This is a genomic window from Rhizobium etli 8C-3, from assembly GCF_001908375.1.
Classification (GTDB): Bacteria; Pseudomonadota; Alphaproteobacteria; order Rhizobiales; family Rhizobiaceae; genus Rhizobium; species Rhizobium etli_B.
This window is the reverse complement of record NZ_CP017244.1, coordinates 512,006-527,275: the sequence shown is the minus strand read 5'-3', so window position 1 is coordinate 527,275 and position 15,270 is coordinate 512,006. Positions and strand designations below refer to the sequence as shown.

Below are 15,270 nucleotides of genomic sequence, written 5' to 3'. Positions count from 1 at the left end.
TCAACCCATCGGATTCGGCAGATAGCCGGTGAACCCCGAGATCTTCCAGCGCCCCTCGTGAAGCCGGCAGTAATAGAGCGTCTGCCACTGCATGACATCGCGGCTGCCGTCGGTCTTGGCAATGCCGCCATCGAACTTCTTGCGCACCAGCGCCATACCGCCTTCGATTTCGATATCCTCGAGCGTCGTCGTAGCGAAAATTGCAGTGCGGGCGTCTTCCGCAAGACTTTCCTTGGCAAACGCCCTGGCCTGCCGCAGCCACTCGTCGCGATAGGCGGCAAGGCTCGGAAAGGCAAGCCGCCATTTGTCCGGGCTCAACTGCTTGCGACCATCGATCCCGATGAAACCATCTTCCACGAAGTCGTTTTCAACCATCGACCAATCGCCAGCCAAGAACGCCTCGATGTCGCGCGAAACGAGCATTTCCCAGATGGAGTGCCGGGCTGCGTCGGACGACGGGAAGGGATTCTTGAAAGGATCGCGCATGCTCGCCCTTATTTAAATTCTTTTCATAAATCGCGTTTTTCTCTGGCCAAATTCCGCTTTCTATGGTCACTTGTCAACTTATCAAGAAAATAATTTGCAAGGATCCGGAATGCACATGAAGCGCTATGGCACTGTTCAAACCGGCGCCGGCGGCAAGTCCCTGCCGTTTGCGCGCGCCGTCGAAGCCGATGGCTGGCTCTATGTTTCCGGTCAGGTTGCAATGCAAAACGGCGAGATCGTCGAGGGCAACATCATCGCTCAGACGCATAAGACAATTGCCAATGTGCTAGCGATCCTCGAAGAGGCCGGCTACGGCGTCGAGGATGTCGTGCGCGTCGGCGTCTGGCTCGACGACCCCCGCGATTTTTGGACCTTCAACAAGGTCTATCAGGAGTATTTCGGCGAGCATCCCCCGGCACGCGCCTGCGTGCAATCTTCAATGATGGTGGATTGCAAGGTGGAGATCGACTGCGTCGCCTATAAAAAGAAAGACCAGTAGCGGCGACATCACCGGGAGGATCGGTTGGATATCTTTTCCACATTGCAGGAAGACAAGGGTCGCCTCTCTCCATCGGAGAACCGCATTGCCGAAATCATCGTCAACGATTTCGAATTTGCCGTGAACGCCTCCATCATCGAGCTGGCGGAAAAAGCCGAGGTTTCGCCGCCGACCGTTACGCGCTTCTGCCGCCGGCTCGGCTGCGAAAGTTTCTCTGACTTCAAGGTACAACTCGCCCGCACGGCCCATATTGGCGTCCGCTATCTGAAGCCCGAGTCCAAAAGCAGCGATCCCGCCGACGTGGCGCAGGACATCATCACCAAGGCCCAGAACGCGCTGTTCCTCCTGCACCGCTCGCTTGACATCGCCTCAATCGGACGCGCCGCCGACCGGATCGCCAAGGCGGATATGATTTATGCCTTTGGTTCAGGTGGCAATTCCTCAATGATCGCCGACGAGTTCCAAAACCGCCTCTTCCGCCTGGGCCTGCGCATCACGGCAAGCTCGGACCACAGCATGCAGCTGATGATGGCGGCGGCAGCGCGCGCGGGCGACGTGGTGATCGGCTCGTCCTTTTCGGGGCGCAATGCCGAACTTGTTCGCGCTTTCGGGCTGGCGCGCGAAGCCAAAGTCACGACAATTGCACTGACGCAGACCGCAAGCCCGGTGGCAACGGCGGCCGAGATCGTCGTGCCGGTCGATCTGCCCGAAGGAAACAATATATTCCGCCCCACCTCGACGCGCATCGCCTATATCGCAACCGTCGACATCATCGCGAGCCTTGTCGCCTATGCCATCCAGCCAAAGGCGGCGGCAACGCTAAGGCGCATCAAGCAACAATTGGTCGCCCACCGCGATGGCGACGACCGTCAGCTCCTCGGAGACTGAGGACGTGCAAAGGGAAGGATGAAGCATGACGCAATCGGTCGCTATCGTGACGGGAGCTGCTGGAGACATCGGCGCTGCGATCGCCGCCAGGCTCGCCGACGACCATGACATCGTCCTGCTTGCCGACATCGACCTTGATGCGGCTGCGGCCGTTGCCGCCACGCTTGGTCCGCAAAGCCGTTTTATTGCGGCCGGGTGCGACGTCACCAGCGAGGAGAGCGTTTTTCGTCTTGCAACGCATTGCGCCGAACTCGGACAGTTGCAGACGCTCGTCAACAATGCCGGCGCGGCACGCGCTGTCAGCCTTCGTGATACCACGCCTGCCATCTGGCGCATGGATAATGCCCTCAACCTCGAAGCTGCATTCTTATGCTTTCGCGCTGTCGAGGACATGCTGAAGGTCTCCAAAGGCTCGGTCATCAACATCGCCTCCGTCAACGGCATCAACGTTTTCGGTCATCCAGCCTATAGCGTGGCGAAGGCGGGGCTTCTCCACTTCACCCGGTTGGTGGCCGTCGAATATGGCAAGTTCGGCATCCGCTCCAATGCTGTCGCCCCCGGCACGGTCAGGACCCGGGCCTGGGAAGAGCGCGCGGCCGCCAATCCCAACGTCTTCGAGGAGGCACGGCGATGGTATCCGCTCGAGCGGGTCGTCGAACCCAAGGATGTTGCCAATGCCGTTGCCTTTTTGGCCGGACCGCAGGCGGCAGCCATCAGCGGGGTTTGCCTGCCCGTGGATTGCGGCTTGACGGCGGGCCAGGCCGAGCTCGCCCGCACGTTCTCGCAATCCGACCATTACTGAAATCCATAATCAAAAGAGAGGAACAGGACATGAAACCGGTTTACTATCGCTTGGAAAACAGCTGGACCCCAAAGGGCGGGCCAAACGGCCAGTTCACCTTCACACTGTTCAACCTCTCCGAAAGCCCGCTTTCCGGTTTCAAGCTCGTCTTTACGTCCCTGACGCGAGTGAGCGACCCTGAAGCCTGTCAGAACGCCCAGTTCCTAAGGCGCAACGCGAACTTCCATGAATTCTCGCCGCCGCCGGGATTCCTTCTTGCGCCCGGCCAGAGCTGGATCTTCACGGTAGCCGGTCTTCATCGCAAGGCGCAGCACTGCACGGACGGAGCAAAATCCGCCTATCTGACATTGGCCGACGGCACACATGCCGACGTGGCCGTCTCCGATCTGCTTCTCGAAGGCAGCCCGAGCGAGCCGCCGCCGGTGCTGGTGCCGGAGGGCCGCCTTGATCTTCCCTTCGCGCTCCAGCCATGGCCGGCAGAGATTGATGCAATGCCTGGCGACAGCTTTCCTGTCGTGCTTTATCCGCAAGGCGCAAGCTGCGACGAGCTGCTTTCGATTTCAATGGTGATTTCCCTTTCGCGCCGGCTCTTTGAAAGTGACCATTCCGTCTTCAGCCTGTCACCATCGGCGCAGGGCCGACCGCTGGTCTTCGACCGCCAGGCCCGGCTCGATGCGGAGAGTTACCGGCTAACCTTTGCCTCTGACAAGGTCACGCTTTCCTATTGCGATGCGGCCGGGCGCCAGTATGGGCTGACCTCGCTTGCGCAGTTGCTCAACGGGGCGCGCACGACCAAGGGCAGGTTCCGTTTTCCGGTCTCCGGCAGCATCTCCGACAAGCCGCGTTACAGCTGGCGCGGCTGCCATCTCGACGTGTCGCGTCAGTTTTATCCGGTTGCCGACGTCAAGCGGCTGATCGATATCCTTGCCTGGTTCAAACTCAATATCTTTCATTGGCACCTGACCGACGACGAGGCGTGGCGGTTGGAGATCAAAGCCTATCCGCAGCTGACCACCACCGGCGTCCTGCGTGGTCCGGACGAGCCGCTGCTGCCCCAGCTCGGTAATGGCGCTGAGCCCGTCGGCGGTTTTTACTCGCAAGACGATATCCGCGACATCGTCGCCCATGCCCAGGCATTGAATGTCGAAGTCGTGCCGGAGATCGATATTCCCGGCCACAATGCCGCAACGCTGGCCGCTCTCGCGGAACTCACCGATGGTCAGGAGGCACCGGACAGCTACCACTCCGTTCAGGGCTATCCGAACAACGCGTTGAACCCGGCCGTGCCGTTCACCTACGAATTCCTGGAGAAGGTCTTTGACGAGATGGTCGAGCTCTTCCCCTCCTCCTACATTCATGTGGGCGGCGACGAAGTGGCGAACGGTTCATGGCTTGCCTCTCCGCTGGCAAAGAAGCTGATGGCCGAGGAAGGCATTTCCGGTACCTTCGGCCTGCAATCCTATTTCCTGAAACGAATTAAGGACATGCTCACAACGCGCGGACGCAAGCTTGCCGGCTGGAACGAGGTGGCCCATGGGGGCGGCGTCGCGGCGAAAGACACGCTCTTGATGGCCTGGGAAAATCCTCAGGTCGGAATCGACCTCGCAAGGGAGGGCTACGACGTCGTCATGACGCCGGGACAGGCCTATTATCTCGACATGGTGCAGGCAGAAGCCTTCCAGGAGCCGGGGGCGAGCTGGGCAGGCACGGTGCCGCCGGCACATACCTATGCCTATGAAGCGGAAGGGGATTTCCCCGAAGATCTCAAGGACAAAATGAAGGGCGTACAAGCCTGCATCTGGTCCGAACACTTTCTGTCGCGCGGCTACTTCAACCGCCTGGTCTTTCCGCGCCTTCCGGCGATCGCCGAAGCGGCGTGGACCCCGAAGGCCAAGAAGGACTGGAATCGCTTTGCGGCCATCGTCCCTCTAAGCCCGGCACTCTAGGCCCCAAACTCCAGGACGGTAGCGATGCGGATTGCGGTCGGCGGAATTCACACGGAATGCAGCACATATTCGCCGGTGCTGATGGCAATGGAGGATTTTCGCGTCATGCGCGCGGCAGATCTCCTCGGTTCTGACTATTTCAACTTTCTGAACACGGAAGGGGTCGATCACCTCCCGCTTCTCCATGCGCGTGCCATCCCCGGCGGACCGGTGTCGCATGGCGCCTACGAGGGGTTCAAGACGGAGTTCCTCGATCGCCTGCAGGCGGCCATGCCGCTTGACGGTCTCTATCTCGCCATGCACGGCGCAATGAACGTCGAGGGCGTGGATGACGCCGAAGGCGACTGGATATCGGCGGCCCGGGCTGTCGTCGGCCCGCACTGCATCGTCGCCGCGAGCTACGATCTGCATGGCAATGTCAGCCAGAAGATCGTCGACCAGCTCGATATCTTCGCGGCCTACCGCACGGCGCCGCATGTCGACGTGCGCGAAACCATGGTGCGCGCCTGGTCTATGCTCGTCGACGCGCTTACGAGCGGGAGCCGCCCGGGCGTGGCCTGGGCGCCGGTGCCTGTCCTGTGGCCAGGCGAGCGGACTTCGACTGAGGATGAGCCGGCAAAGGGCCTCTATCTGCGGCTTGCCGACTTCGACCGCCGCCACGACATTCTCGATGCCAATCTGATGATCGGCTATGTCTGGGCCGACGAGCCGCGGGCGACGGCCTGTGCCGTGGTGACGGCATCGGACAAAGCTGCTGGCGCAAAAGCCGCACAGGAGATCGCGCTTTCCTATTGGAATGCCCGAAAGGACTTTCGTTTCGGACCGATCACCGGTCCGCTCGACGACATGCTTGATATCGCGGCAGCTACGAAGACTGCGCCGGTCGTTCTTGCAGATTCGGGGGACAATCCGACCGGCGGCGGTGTGGGCGACCGGGCCGATGTCCTGAGCGCTGCTCTTTCCCGCAAGTTCGAAAACACGCTCTTTGCCGGCATCACCGACCGGCCGGCGGTCGAGGCCTGCTTTGCCGCAGGCAAGGGAGCGATCGTGCCTCTCTCAATCGGCGGCAGCCTCGATCCGGCGAGCGTTCCCGTTCGCGTTGAGGCCGAGGTGATCCTGCTCGACGATCCAGGCTCCGGGGCCGAACGCCAGGCGGTGATCCGCACCCGTGGTGTGACGGTGGTGCTTGCCGCCCGCAGGCGTCCCTATCACAACATCGCAGATTTCGCGTGCCTTGGGCTCGATCCCAGATCGGTTCAGCTGCTTGTCGTGAAATCCGGCTATCTTTCGCCCGAGCTTGCGCCGATTGCCAATCCGAACCTCATGGCACTGACTGCGGGCGTCGTAAACCAGGACATCGAAAGTCTAGCCAGCCATCGCCGAACCCGGCCGATCTTCCCGTTCGACCGCAATTTCGTCTACCAACCGCAGGCGCGACTCTCGGCGCGCTGGCAGGATTGACATTTTGCGTCAACAAATCGCCTGGCACGGCCAGAACGCAGGCCGCCCGACCGCCAGATCATTCCTTTCGCTGATAGCCGCATGAACCGCTTTCTTCCCGATGTCCTTCGCAGTCCGGCAATTCGCGTCAGCATGATTGCCATTTTCTTGTTCGGGTTTGCGGGAGCGACAACATCGCCCTATCAATCCGTCGTCGGCATTCGCGAGCTGGGATTGAGCAACGGTCTTTATTCAGCCCTGATCTTTGCGGCCGCGGCGGTCAATGTCCTGGTCAGCATCCTGCTTGGCAACCTTGCCGACCGTCTCGGCGAATATCGTTCGATGATGCTGGTGGCCGCCAGTTTTGGCATTTTCGGCTATGGCGCGATATATTTCCTTCCGACCCAGACGAGCTTCATCACCTGCTCGCTTCTGTTGCTACCAATCAATGGTTCGCTCAACTCCCTGCTTTTTGCCAATGTCCGGGCCGCCACCGCCGGAATGCCCAAAAGCGAGGTCAACACCGTCAACTCAGGCGTCCGGGCTATGATTTCGCTGTCGTGGGTGCTGGTACCTGGCATGACAGGCGCCCTGCTTTCCGCGTCGACGAGCATGCTTCCCGCCTATCTTTTCGCCTGTCTCTCCTGCGTATTATGTTTTGCCCTGATCAGCGCATTCCTGCCGCCCCAGAAGGGCACGGACAATGCAGCGACGCATCACCTCTCTCATCTTGCAGCTCTCGCCGAAGTGGTTTCGCCGAAGATTTTCACGCCCCTGATTGCCGTTGCACTCATCACGAGCACGCTCCATGTCAACGGTGCGATCCTGCCCTTGATCGTCACCGGAGCGGTTCACGGGACAGTCAGCGATGTCGGCGTTCTCGTCGGTATCGTTGCCTTCCTCGAGATCATCTTCATCATCGTCTGGGCGCGACTTCTTAGGCAGATGGGGCAGGTTGCAGCACTGGTCACCGGCACCATCATATATGCCACCTACCTGTTGCTGCTCGGCCTTGCTTCAGAGCCCTGGCATGCTTACGCCCTGACGATCATCAGCGGTATCGGCGCTGCAGCGCTGATCAGCATCCCCATCACCTACCTTCAGGACCTCATTGAAGAGCGGCCAGGTCTCGGCAGCGCCCTGATATCCGTCAACATTTTCCTCAGCGCCGGCGTGAGCGCACTCGTCTTCGCCATCGGCAGTTCCACCACGACCTATTCCGGGACCTCCATTATTGGTGCGCTCTTCGGTCTCGTCGGAATTGGGCTTCTGATTTACCGCAGCACCAGGCTGAGGGCTGTTTGATAGAGGACTTACCGCCCGATGAAGAAGGACGGGCGCCTACGCCAAGCATGATGCGAGGCCGCTCCCCCACCAGTCGCCTTGACCTGATTGACAGCAAAGCAAGGCGCTTGAACCACCGGAGCAGGATTGGCAAGCTTCCGTTTTTGCGGGATTTTCATCCTGATCGGCCAGGATCGAGGATCTTGACGCGGCATGGCCATGTCGGGGCATCGAGCCGGGTCCCCGACAAGGAGGGTGGTCCTGGCTCCTACTTCATTGCGGAACTGTCCTCCTTTTCAAGAGCGATGTAAGCCGCTGCCGTCCATGAGAATCCGAGCCCACCGCATCCTTCGCCGGTTGTCGGATCGAAATATTCGGCAAAGCCTTCGGTCTCGATCGCGCTGATCGTCGATTGGCGCAGTTCCTCTGCAAGTCCTGCGTGGCCGTTGCGGTATAATCCCTTGATCAGGAGCCAGTTGATGATCGCCCAGGCCGGACCGCGCCAATAGCGCTTAGCCTCGAAACTCGCGGAAGTGGGTTCGGTCGTCGGGAAGACGACTTTCATCCCCTTGCACCATCTGCGCATTTCGGCGGCCGCAGCGCCGGCCGTCGCCTCGTCAAGGTCGAGCGCAAGAAGAGGAATGAAGCCGGCCTGCGTGGCTGCCGCGACATCCTCACCGGCCAGCAGATCCCGCGAGACGAAACGCGAAAGACGAGGACGCCACTGCGTCTTCAGGGCCTGCCGGGTGCGCTCGTTCAGCGCTGCAATCTCATCGGATTCGCCTCCGCGCCCGAGGACACCTGCCAGATAATGCAGATCTTCTCCGGCCTTCAGCAGGATCGCGCTGGTCTGGATATCGGCGATCTTGAACGTGGTTTTTTGCCACTGCTGGACCGGGTCCCAGCCACAGGCCGCAAAGCTATCCAGGAGATGGATGAAGCGGCCATAGTCCTCGTCGCGCGGGCGCATTTGCGGGTTTACGTGCCCAATGTCCTTTCGCACGACTGGCGTTTCGGTTGTCGTCGGAACACGCGCCAAGGCAGTGTCCCAGGCGGGCGAGTTGTCGCTGCCGCTTTCCCAGGGATGCAACAGGGCGACGAGACCGGTGCCTTCCGGATCACGAGCGCGGTACCACCACCGGTGCCACTTCAAGGCGACTGCGTAGAGTTTAAGCGTTCGATCGCTTGCGTCAGAGCCGGCGGCGACCGCCGTTTCGTAGATCTTTCGAAGAGCCATCGCGAAGACCGGCGGTTGCGTGATGCCGGAGGTCGGGATGACATGGTTCGTGCGCCAGACGTCAGGGCCGGGGAAATAGCTGTCGCTCGGCTGATGAAACACGATGTGTGGGATCATCCCATCGACCCATTGTCCCTCGGCCAGACGTTCGAGTTCACGATAGGCGCGATCTATGTCGTAGGTGGCAAACCCCATGGCCACGAAGGCCGAATCCCAGTTCCACTGAAAAGGATAAAGCCGGTCGGTCGGTACCGTATAGCCGCCGCGGTCATTCGCCGCCAGGATCGCCTTGGCTTCATCGATGTATTTCGTCATGCCATTACTCCAGATATTCGTCAGGCAGCGGCCGCCAGGTAGGCCTTGCCGCTATCGGGTGCGAGCCAGGAAATGCGCGCGGGATCAGGTTTCAAGCCGATGACGTCGCCGCTTGCGACCTTTTCGGTGGCCGGCAGGATGACGCGAACAGGCTGGTTTTCGATCAATCCCGTCAGAAGAAGATGCGATCCCATCGGTTCGGCGACGCGAACGCGCATTTGAAATCCTTCCGACGCTTGCGCAAGCGCCACGGCTTCCCCGCGCAGCCCGAGGATGATTTCGGGTCCGGATTCCGGCGGCACCGGAAAACGCTCGCTGCCCACGATCACGTGCCCGCCGGTCACTGGCATGTGGATGAAATTCATTGGCGGATTGCCGATGAAGCCGCCGACGAACCGCGTGGCGGGGTGGTTGTAGATGTCGACGGGATCGCCAACCTGCTCGATCTCGCCGTCGTGCATGACGGCAATCCGGTCCGAAAGACCCATCGCCTCCGTCTGGTCGTGCGTCACATAAATCGTCGTCGTGCCGGAGGACTGCAGGACCGTCTTGAGTTCGGTTCGCATTTCCAGGCGCAGCAGCGCATCGAGATTGGAAAGCGGCTCATCCATCAACAGGACCTTCGGCTCGACAGCGAGGGCCCGAGCAACGGCAACCCGCTGGCGCTGGCCGCCCGACAGCTTGTTCGGGTAGCGGTCGAGATAGGGCTCGATATGCAGAAGAGCTGCTGCTTTCTGGACCTGCTGGCTGACGCGCGCCTCATCGGCCTTTTGCATCCTGAGGCCGAAGGCGACATTTTCAAACACCGTCATATGTGGGAAGACAGCGTAGTTCTGAAAGACCATGGCAAGGCCGCGGTCCTTCGGCTGAAGCCCGGCCACCGAGCGGTCACCGATCCGAATGTCGCCGGCGCTTTCGGATTCAAGACCGGCGATGATGCGCAGCAGCGTCGTCTTTCCGCAGCCAGAGGGGCCGAGAAGGGAAACGAACTCCCCGTCGTTGACTGTCAGCGAGACGTCCTTCAGCGCCTGGAAGGCTCCGAAGTTCTTCCGGATGCGGTCGATGACGATGTTGGCCATGAAACTGTTCCCGTTACTTGGATGGGTGGATGACCGTCACTTGGATGAAATGCCCCAGATCGCGAAGAGATAGCGCCTGACAGCGAAGATGAAGACCACGGAGGGCAGAATGAGCATGAGGCCGCCCGCAAAGCGGTAATGCATCGGGCTTTCCGCCAGAACGGTCAGCAGATAGGCCGTCAGCGTCCGGTTTCTGACGGTGAGCACGGACGCGGCGAAAACCTCGTTCCAGGAGATGACGAAGGCAAAGACGGCAGTCGCGGCGATACCTGGAAGGGCGAGCGGAGCGACGATCTTGAAGAATGCCTGGATGCGCGAGCAGCCGAAGACCCATGCCGCTTCCTCAAGTTCCCTCGGAACGCCAAGAAAGATGCCTTGCGTCACCAGCACGGCGAAAGGCAGGGCAAGGACGGTATGGACGAGCCCGACGCCCGTTACCGTATCATAAAGGCCGAGACGGATGTAGGAAACGGTCAGCGGCAGCGCAAGAATTGCCAAAGGAAAGGCGCGGGTCAAAAGGACCATGAGCCGGAAGGAATCCTTGCCGTGAAAATTATAGCGTGCGAGCGCATAGCCGGCGGGCGTTCCGAGAAGCAGGGATAGGGCAACCGTGATCGCTGCGGCCCCGAGTGAGTTCAGGAAGGAACCGAGAACGCCTTCCGTCCTCAGAAAAAGCAGGAAGGGCTCGAAGGAAAGGCCTGTCGGCAGACCGGTCTTCGGCCAGAGGTAAACGGCGCTGCGTCCGCCGAAGGCGCCGAGCGCGATTAGATAGATCGGCACCAGCACCCAGGCGCAAAGCGCGCCGATCCCGCTCCAGAGCAGAATGCGGCGGGACGAAACGAAATTTGCGGCGCGGGTCGTGCTCATGGAAGACGCTCCGGATCGACCTTGATGGCCTTTAGGTAGAACATGGTGGCCGCAAGCGAGATGAGCATGATGAGAACCGCGTAGGCTGCAGCAACTCCATAATTCTGGTTCTGGTTCTGCCAATTGTAGGCCTCTCCGACGAGCACCGGGAAATTACGGCCGCCAAGAGCATAGACAACGGCAAAAACCTCGAAGGCCAAGACGGTGCGCAGGATGAGCGCCGACTGCAGCGCCGGCCGGATGAGCGGCAAGGTGATGCGGAAGAAGCGCGTCCACGGGCCTGCGCCGAAGATTTCTGCCGCTTCCCGGTATTCCTTCGGCACCTGGTTGAGACCGGCAACAATGACGACCATGACGATCGCTGTTCCTCGCCATATTTCGGCGGCGGCTATGCCGAGAAAAAGTGCGAACGGCGTCTGGTAGGAAAGCCAGCTCGCCTGCCGTTCGATGATGCCCAGGCCGTAAAGGAAGGAATTGAGATAACCGCTGTTCTGCAGGATCGACAACCAGACGAGACCGGCTGCAAGATCGGAAATGGCAAGCGGAATGGTCCAGATCCACAGGATCGTTTCCCGGCCCGCTGCCACTTTCGCGACCATCGTTCCCATGGCGAGAGCAATGACGATCTGCACCGGCACAACGGCAAGCGTCAGAAGAAACGTGTTTTGTACCGAGCGCGTAAAGTTGAGGTCACCCACCATACGCTGGACATTGGCAAACGAGGGCGTGCCATTGTCGGAGACGGCAAGCCAGATCGTCTGCAAAAGCGGCACGACGAAAAGCAGCGCCAGGAACGCCACCGAGGGCAAGATCAGCAGATAGGGGATCCAGGTGCGGTTGTTCGGCATTGGCTTTCGCTTTGCGGCTCATCTGGAAGCGGCCCGGGCGCTAGCGCCGGGGCCGAAAGCTCATTCGACAGGGCAGGCTCCGTCGCTTTTGGTGTCGGGCGCCCAGCACGGGGCCTTGGTATCGGACATCAGCTTTGCAAGCGTTGCGCCCTGCGCCTTCAGGACGTCGCCGACGGCTTCGTTTTGGAGGATGATCCGCTGGAAGCTGTCCATATAGACCTTGTTGAACTCGCCCCCCTTGTCGCCAAGGCCGACGGGAAGTAGCGAAATCAGCGCGTCCGGCGCGGCCTGGGTTGCGTTGACGGCAGCCGCGAGCAGACCTACACCGGGATCGATGTCGGAGGGCAGCTTGGCGTCAAGTGTCGGAAAGAACCCCACCTTCTGCGCTGTCAGCAATTGCGTGTCGAGGGTGGTCAGGTGTTCGATGACGGCGATCGCGCCTGCCTTGTCTGGGGCTCCCTTCGGAACGGCGAGGCCCGCGACAACGGGCATGTAACCGCGGCCTTTAGGCCCGGCCGGAGCAGGGAAGACGACATACTGATCGGGCTCGGAGGAGATCGCCTCCTTGAGGCGGGCAACGTGATCCCAGGCGACCATGACCTCGCCGGCAAGCAGAGGCTCCTGCATGAAGTCGTAGTTCGTGGAGTTCGGATTGACCACCGACCAGAGCTCCTTCAGCTTCTCCCAGCCGGCCGCAGCGTCAGCACTTTTAAACGGCCGTACGACGCCGCCTGTGAAGGAGGGATAGAAGTAGCCCTGGAAGAAGCGGGACATCAGTCCCTTTGGCCCGGCAGGAAAGCCGATCTGCGGCTGGCCGGTCGCTTCCTGCATCTTCTTTCCCCATTCAGTCAGTTGATCGTAGGTGAGCTTGTTCACATCCGCGCCTTGGGGAAGATATTGCAGGGCTTCCTTCCTGGCGGCCATGACATAGGTCGCCTGCATCCAGGGGATATATTGCTGGCTGGACTTGCCAAGCTTGCCGAGACCAAGCAGAGGTTGCGGCATGCCTTTGGATGCGAGCGTCTTGGCGATGTCGTCGAGGGGCTCAAGGCCGTCCTTGTCGGCAAGCGGCGACAGCTCGCCGTGCAAAGCGCCGACAAGGCTGATCGTGTGCGTTCCAGCCTGGCGCTCGGCCTCCATGCGAACCGCAAATTGCGGCGGCTCCTCGACCACGTAGTCGACCGGGTTCTGGACGCCCTTGAGCAGTTCTTCGCGAACCACGGTCGCTTCTGCGATCGGGCGAAGTTGCGTTGACAGGAACACCGTGTCGGCAAGCACCGGCGTTACGGCCAGAAAGACGGTCGATGCCAGAATTCCAAGTGACGCTAGACGTTTCATTTTCTCCTCCTCTTTGGTTCTTCTCTATGCATTTGGCGGTGCCCGCCGGTGGCTCTCGCGGTCGACGAATTCGATCGGGTGCAGTTCCTGAAGTTCTTCCGAAGGCTCGCCGGCAATGGCGCGAAGCAGCAGCGAGGCAAAGCTGCGGCCAAGATTGTCGCCCGCCATGCGCATCGTGGAAAGCGGTGGGCTGGTATAGGCAGCGGTTGGTAGATCGTCATGGCCGACGATGCTGATCGTCTCGCCGCCGTCAATTTCACGAAGCGCCCGCAGGGCCCCAATCGCCATTTCGTCTGTCGCGCAGACGATGGCAGTTGGTCGACGCGGATGACGCAGTAATTCCAGCGCCGCCAAGTATCCACCCTGCTCGGTCGGCGCACCTTCGGCACAAAGTTCGCTCGAAAGGCCACTTTCTTCCATGGCTGCCTGCCAGCCCATGCAGCGGACGTGGGCAAAATAATAGTCCTGGGGACCGGCAATATGAGCGATCCGACGATGACCGTCGGCATGAAAGCGAAGGCTTGCCGCCTGAAACCCAGCAAAGCCGTCGCCGTCGAGATAGGGATGCGGCACCACCGACTCGGTCCGGCCGTTGGTGACGAACGGAATGCCTCGCGCCTGAAGGAACTCCACCCGCTCGTCCCTGCGTTTCGTGCGCACGAGCAGCATGGCATCGACCCTTTGCCCGTCGACGAAGCGGCGGCACATGTCGAGCTCGCTCTCGCCGCGCGGCACAGGGGCAATCACAAGGTTGAGGCCGGCGGTCGCAAGATGTTCTGCGCAGCCCGAGAGCATATCGAGAAAATGCGGCGGACCGATCTGGCCCGGATCGCTCGGCAGTGTCACGGCGACAAGTTCGGCGCGCTGTCTGCGAAGGCGTCGTGCAGAAGCATTGGGGCGATAACCGGTGAGCGCTGCTGCTTCCCGCACGCGCTCTCGGGTTGCCGGCGAGACGTCCGCATAGCCGTCGAGCGCGCGCGAAACCGTCGTGATCGAAAGGCCGAGCGACTGGGCCAACTGCTTCAGATTGGACACCCTGTACCTCCCACACATGAGTTCAATATGAACCAAAACGTTTTGGGTATCAAGCCAAAACGTTTTGGAGAATGGTGACTGGCAGTGCTGAGTGGGCCGGCAAGTTCGTGGACCCATCGCTCAAACGGATGGGGACCGAGGCGCATTGCCTGCCGCGGCCAAGCAGACATGGAAAACCCGGACGCTGGCGTCGAGGAAGAGGTTGATGTCGAGGAAAATGCTCGCATTCCCGCTCCGCAAGCGGCTTGCTACCCTTTTGCAGATCGCCGGGCCGCACCTTTAGGACGGTGCGAGGAAGCTGCACATCCGGCCAATCGCTCGAGGTTTGCAACAAACGCTCCAGGTCGACGTTAGGTGTATTAAAGTCAACTCTGAGGCGACCATGGTCTACAAGCGGTACGGTTTAGAGGAGAATTCTGACGGCACGTGGCATGTCATCGACTACCACGAGGGAAGAACGGCAGAGATGCACGGGACGATTCTCAATCGGTTGCCTCATGACGTCGCGACTGACCTGATGATCATCCTTAATGCAGAAGAAAAAAGAAGGGCCGAGGCCGGGCACCAGCACCCAAAGACGCACCTCATGGCAAGTGGGCGCTATAGCCGTCGCAAGAACCTCGACAACTATTGGGCGGTTGTCGATGCAGTGACCGGCCAGGCGGTCGTAATCGATGGAGTGGTCATGGATATGCTCACCGAAGAGGATGCCGAAGAATTGGTCGAGCGTCTGAACCTCAAGGATGAAGAAGGCAAACCCTTTAGTCGTCCCTGATATTGCCGCTGAACAGCCAATCATGAAAGCCCAGAGGGGAACCTTACGGCGCTAGGTTCAGGACCTAATAACTCCCATTGATGAAGCGGTTGATGACCGGCGAGTCGTCAGTGGCATCGTCTATGTGATCCGCAATTGACTGCAGTGGAAGGACTCGCCGACTGGCTACGGTCCGCATAAGACGCTCTATAACCGCTTCATCCACTGGAGCCGGATGGGTGTTCGACCGCATCTTCGCCGGGCTCGCCGGCAAAGGTCTGAGACCCGAGGCGTATCATGATCGACGCGACGCATCTGAGGGCCTACCACACCGCGGAGAGCCCCTTAAAAAACGATCTTCCCTATCCGTATGGGGTGAACGGTCTGAACTCGAAGCTTCACATCGTTTGTGACGGCGAAAGGCAGGGCCGAGCATCCTGCTCCTGTGGGAA

Annotated in this window: 14 protein-coding genes; 7 read left to right on the top strand and 7 right to left on the bottom strand. The window is 60.3% G+C overall.

Going from position 1 to position 15,270, the window contains the following annotated elements:
* Complete coding sequence (locus AM571_RS27425; protein ID WP_074064166.1) at positions 1-486, bottom strand: hypothetical protein; 486 nt, start codon at positions 484-486, stop codon at positions 1-3.
* A gap of 109 nt (positions 487-595) precedes the next feature.
* Here AM571_RS27425 and AM571_RS27420 point away from each other — a divergent pair, with 109 nt between their 5' ends.
* The 6 genes from AM571_RS27420 to AM571_RS27395 are packed head-to-tail and all read left to right on the top strand — an operon-like array spanning position 596 to position 7,366.
* Positions 596-985, top strand: coding sequence for a RidA family protein (locus AM571_RS27420; protein ID WP_074064165.1), 390 nt, complete (start codon positions 596-598; stop codon positions 983-985).
* Positions 986-1,009: 24 nt separating this feature from the next.
* Positions 1,010-1,873, top strand: a complete 864-nt coding sequence (locus tag AM571_RS27415) for a MurR/RpiR family transcriptional regulator (protein WP_074064164.1) — start codon at positions 1,010-1,012, stop codon at positions 1,871-1,873.
* 25 nt (positions 1,874-1,898) lie between these two features.
* Positions 1,899-2,675 carry an SDR family oxidoreductase gene (locus tag AM571_RS27410; RefSeq protein WP_074064163.1) on the top strand — a complete coding sequence of 259 codons (777 nt, stop codon included), beginning with the start codon at positions 1,899-1,901 and terminating at the stop codon, positions 2,673-2,675.
* Positions 2,676-2,704: 29 nt separating this feature from the next.
* Positions 2,705-4,621: a beta-N-acetylhexosaminidase gene (locus AM571_RS27405; protein WP_074064162.1), complete on the top strand. Its 1,917-nt coding sequence runs from the start codon at positions 2,705-2,707 to the stop codon at positions 4,619-4,621.
* Between the two features lie 24 nt (positions 4,622-4,645).
* Complete coding sequence (locus AM571_RS27400; protein ID WP_074064161.1) at positions 4,646-6,082, top strand: M81 family metallopeptidase; 1,437 nt, start codon at positions 4,646-4,648, stop codon at positions 6,080-6,082.
* 21 nt (positions 6,083-6,103) lie between these two features.
* A complete protein-coding gene (locus tag AM571_RS27395) occupies positions 6,104-7,366 on the top strand; it encodes an MFS transporter (protein WP_335727748.1) in 1,263 nt (420 codons plus the stop codon).
* Positions 7,367-7,613: 247 nt separating this feature from the next.
* Here AM571_RS27395 and AM571_RS27390 read toward each other — a convergent pair whose 3' ends face one another.
* The 6 genes from AM571_RS27390 to AM571_RS27365 are packed head-to-tail and all read right to left on the bottom strand — an operon-like array spanning position 7,614 to position 14,064.
* Complete coding sequence (locus AM571_RS27390) at positions 7,614-8,897, bottom strand: MGH1-like glycoside hydrolase domain-containing protein (protein WP_074064159.1); 1,284 nt, start codon at positions 8,895-8,897, stop codon at positions 7,614-7,616.
* Between the two features lie 20 nt (positions 8,898-8,917).
* Complete coding sequence (locus tag AM571_RS27385; RefSeq protein ID WP_074064158.1) at positions 8,918-9,976, bottom strand: ABC transporter ATP-binding protein; 1,059 nt, start codon at positions 9,974-9,976, stop codon at positions 8,918-8,920.
* 36 nt (positions 9,977-10,012) lie between these two features.
* On the bottom strand, positions 10,013-10,843 hold the full coding sequence (locus tag AM571_RS27380; protein ID WP_074064157.1) for a carbohydrate ABC transporter permease: 831 nt from the start codon (positions 10,841-10,843) through the stop codon (positions 10,013-10,015).
* Positions 10,840-11,691 carry a carbohydrate ABC transporter permease gene (locus AM571_RS27375; RefSeq protein ID WP_074064156.1) on the bottom strand — a complete coding sequence of 284 codons (852 nt, stop codon included), beginning with the start codon at positions 11,689-11,691 and terminating at the stop codon, positions 10,840-10,842. The genes AM571_RS27380 and AM571_RS27375 overlap by 4 nt, the downstream gene beginning before the upstream one ends.
* A 60-nt stretch (positions 11,692-11,751) precedes the next feature.
* A complete protein-coding gene (locus AM571_RS27370; RefSeq protein ID WP_074064155.1) occupies positions 11,752-13,029 on the bottom strand; it encodes an ABC transporter substrate-binding protein in 1,278 nt (425 codons plus the stop codon).
* A gap of 24 nt (positions 13,030-13,053) precedes the next feature.
* The gene (locus AM571_RS27365) at positions 13,054-14,064 is read right to left on the bottom strand and encodes a LacI family DNA-binding transcriptional regulator (RefSeq protein WP_074064154.1); all 1,011 of its coding nucleotides are present in this window, start codon (positions 14,062-14,064) and stop codon (positions 13,054-13,056) included.
* A 382-nt stretch (positions 14,065-14,446) separates the two neighbouring features.
* Here AM571_RS27365 and AM571_RS38285 point away from each other — a divergent pair, with 382 nt between their 5' ends.
* Positions 14,447-14,839, top strand: coding sequence for a hypothetical protein (locus AM571_RS38285; protein WP_335727742.1), 393 nt, complete (start codon positions 14,447-14,449; stop codon positions 14,837-14,839).
* The last annotated feature ends 431 nt before the right edge of the window (positions 14,840-15,270 follow it).

Coding starts and splice junctions, on each gene's coding strand:
- AM571_RS27410 (WP_074064163.1), top strand. CDS start 1,899: ATGACGCAATCGGTCGCTATCGTGACGGGAGCTGCTGGAGACATCGGC.
- AM571_RS27400 (WP_074064161.1), top strand. CDS start 4,646: ATGCGGATTGCGGTCGGCGGAATTCACACGGAATGCAGCACATATTCG.
- AM571_RS27425 (WP_074064166.1), bottom strand. CDS start 486: ATGCGCGATCCTTTCAAGAATCCCTTCCCGTCGTCCGACGCAGCCCGG.
- AM571_RS38285 (WP_335727742.1), top strand. CDS start 14,447: ATGGTCTACAAGCGGTACGGTTTAGAGGAGAATTCTGACGGCACGTGG.
- AM571_RS27390 (WP_074064159.1), bottom strand. CDS start 8,897: ATGACGAAATACATCGATGAAGCCAAGGCGATCCTGGCGGCGAATGAC.
- AM571_RS27375 (WP_074064156.1), bottom strand. CDS start 11,691: ATGCCGAACAACCGCACCTGGATCCCCTATCTGCTGATCTTGCCCTCG.
- AM571_RS27370 (WP_074064155.1), bottom strand. CDS start 13,029: ATGAAACGTCTAGCGTCACTTGGAATTCTGGCATCGACCGTCTTTCTG.
- AM571_RS27405 (WP_074064162.1), top strand. CDS start 2,705: ATGAAACCGGTTTACTATCGCTTGGAAAACAGCTGGACCCCAAAGGGC.
- AM571_RS27385 (WP_074064158.1), bottom strand. CDS start 9,976: ATGGCCAACATCGTCATCGACCGCATCCGGAAGAACTTCGGAGCCTTC.
- AM571_RS27420 (WP_074064165.1), top strand. CDS start 596: ATGCACATGAAGCGCTATGGCACTGTTCAAACCGGCGCCGGCGGCAAG.
- AM571_RS27380 (WP_074064157.1), bottom strand. CDS start 10,843: ATGAGCACGACCCGCGCCGCAAATTTCGTTTCGTCCCGCCGCATTCTG.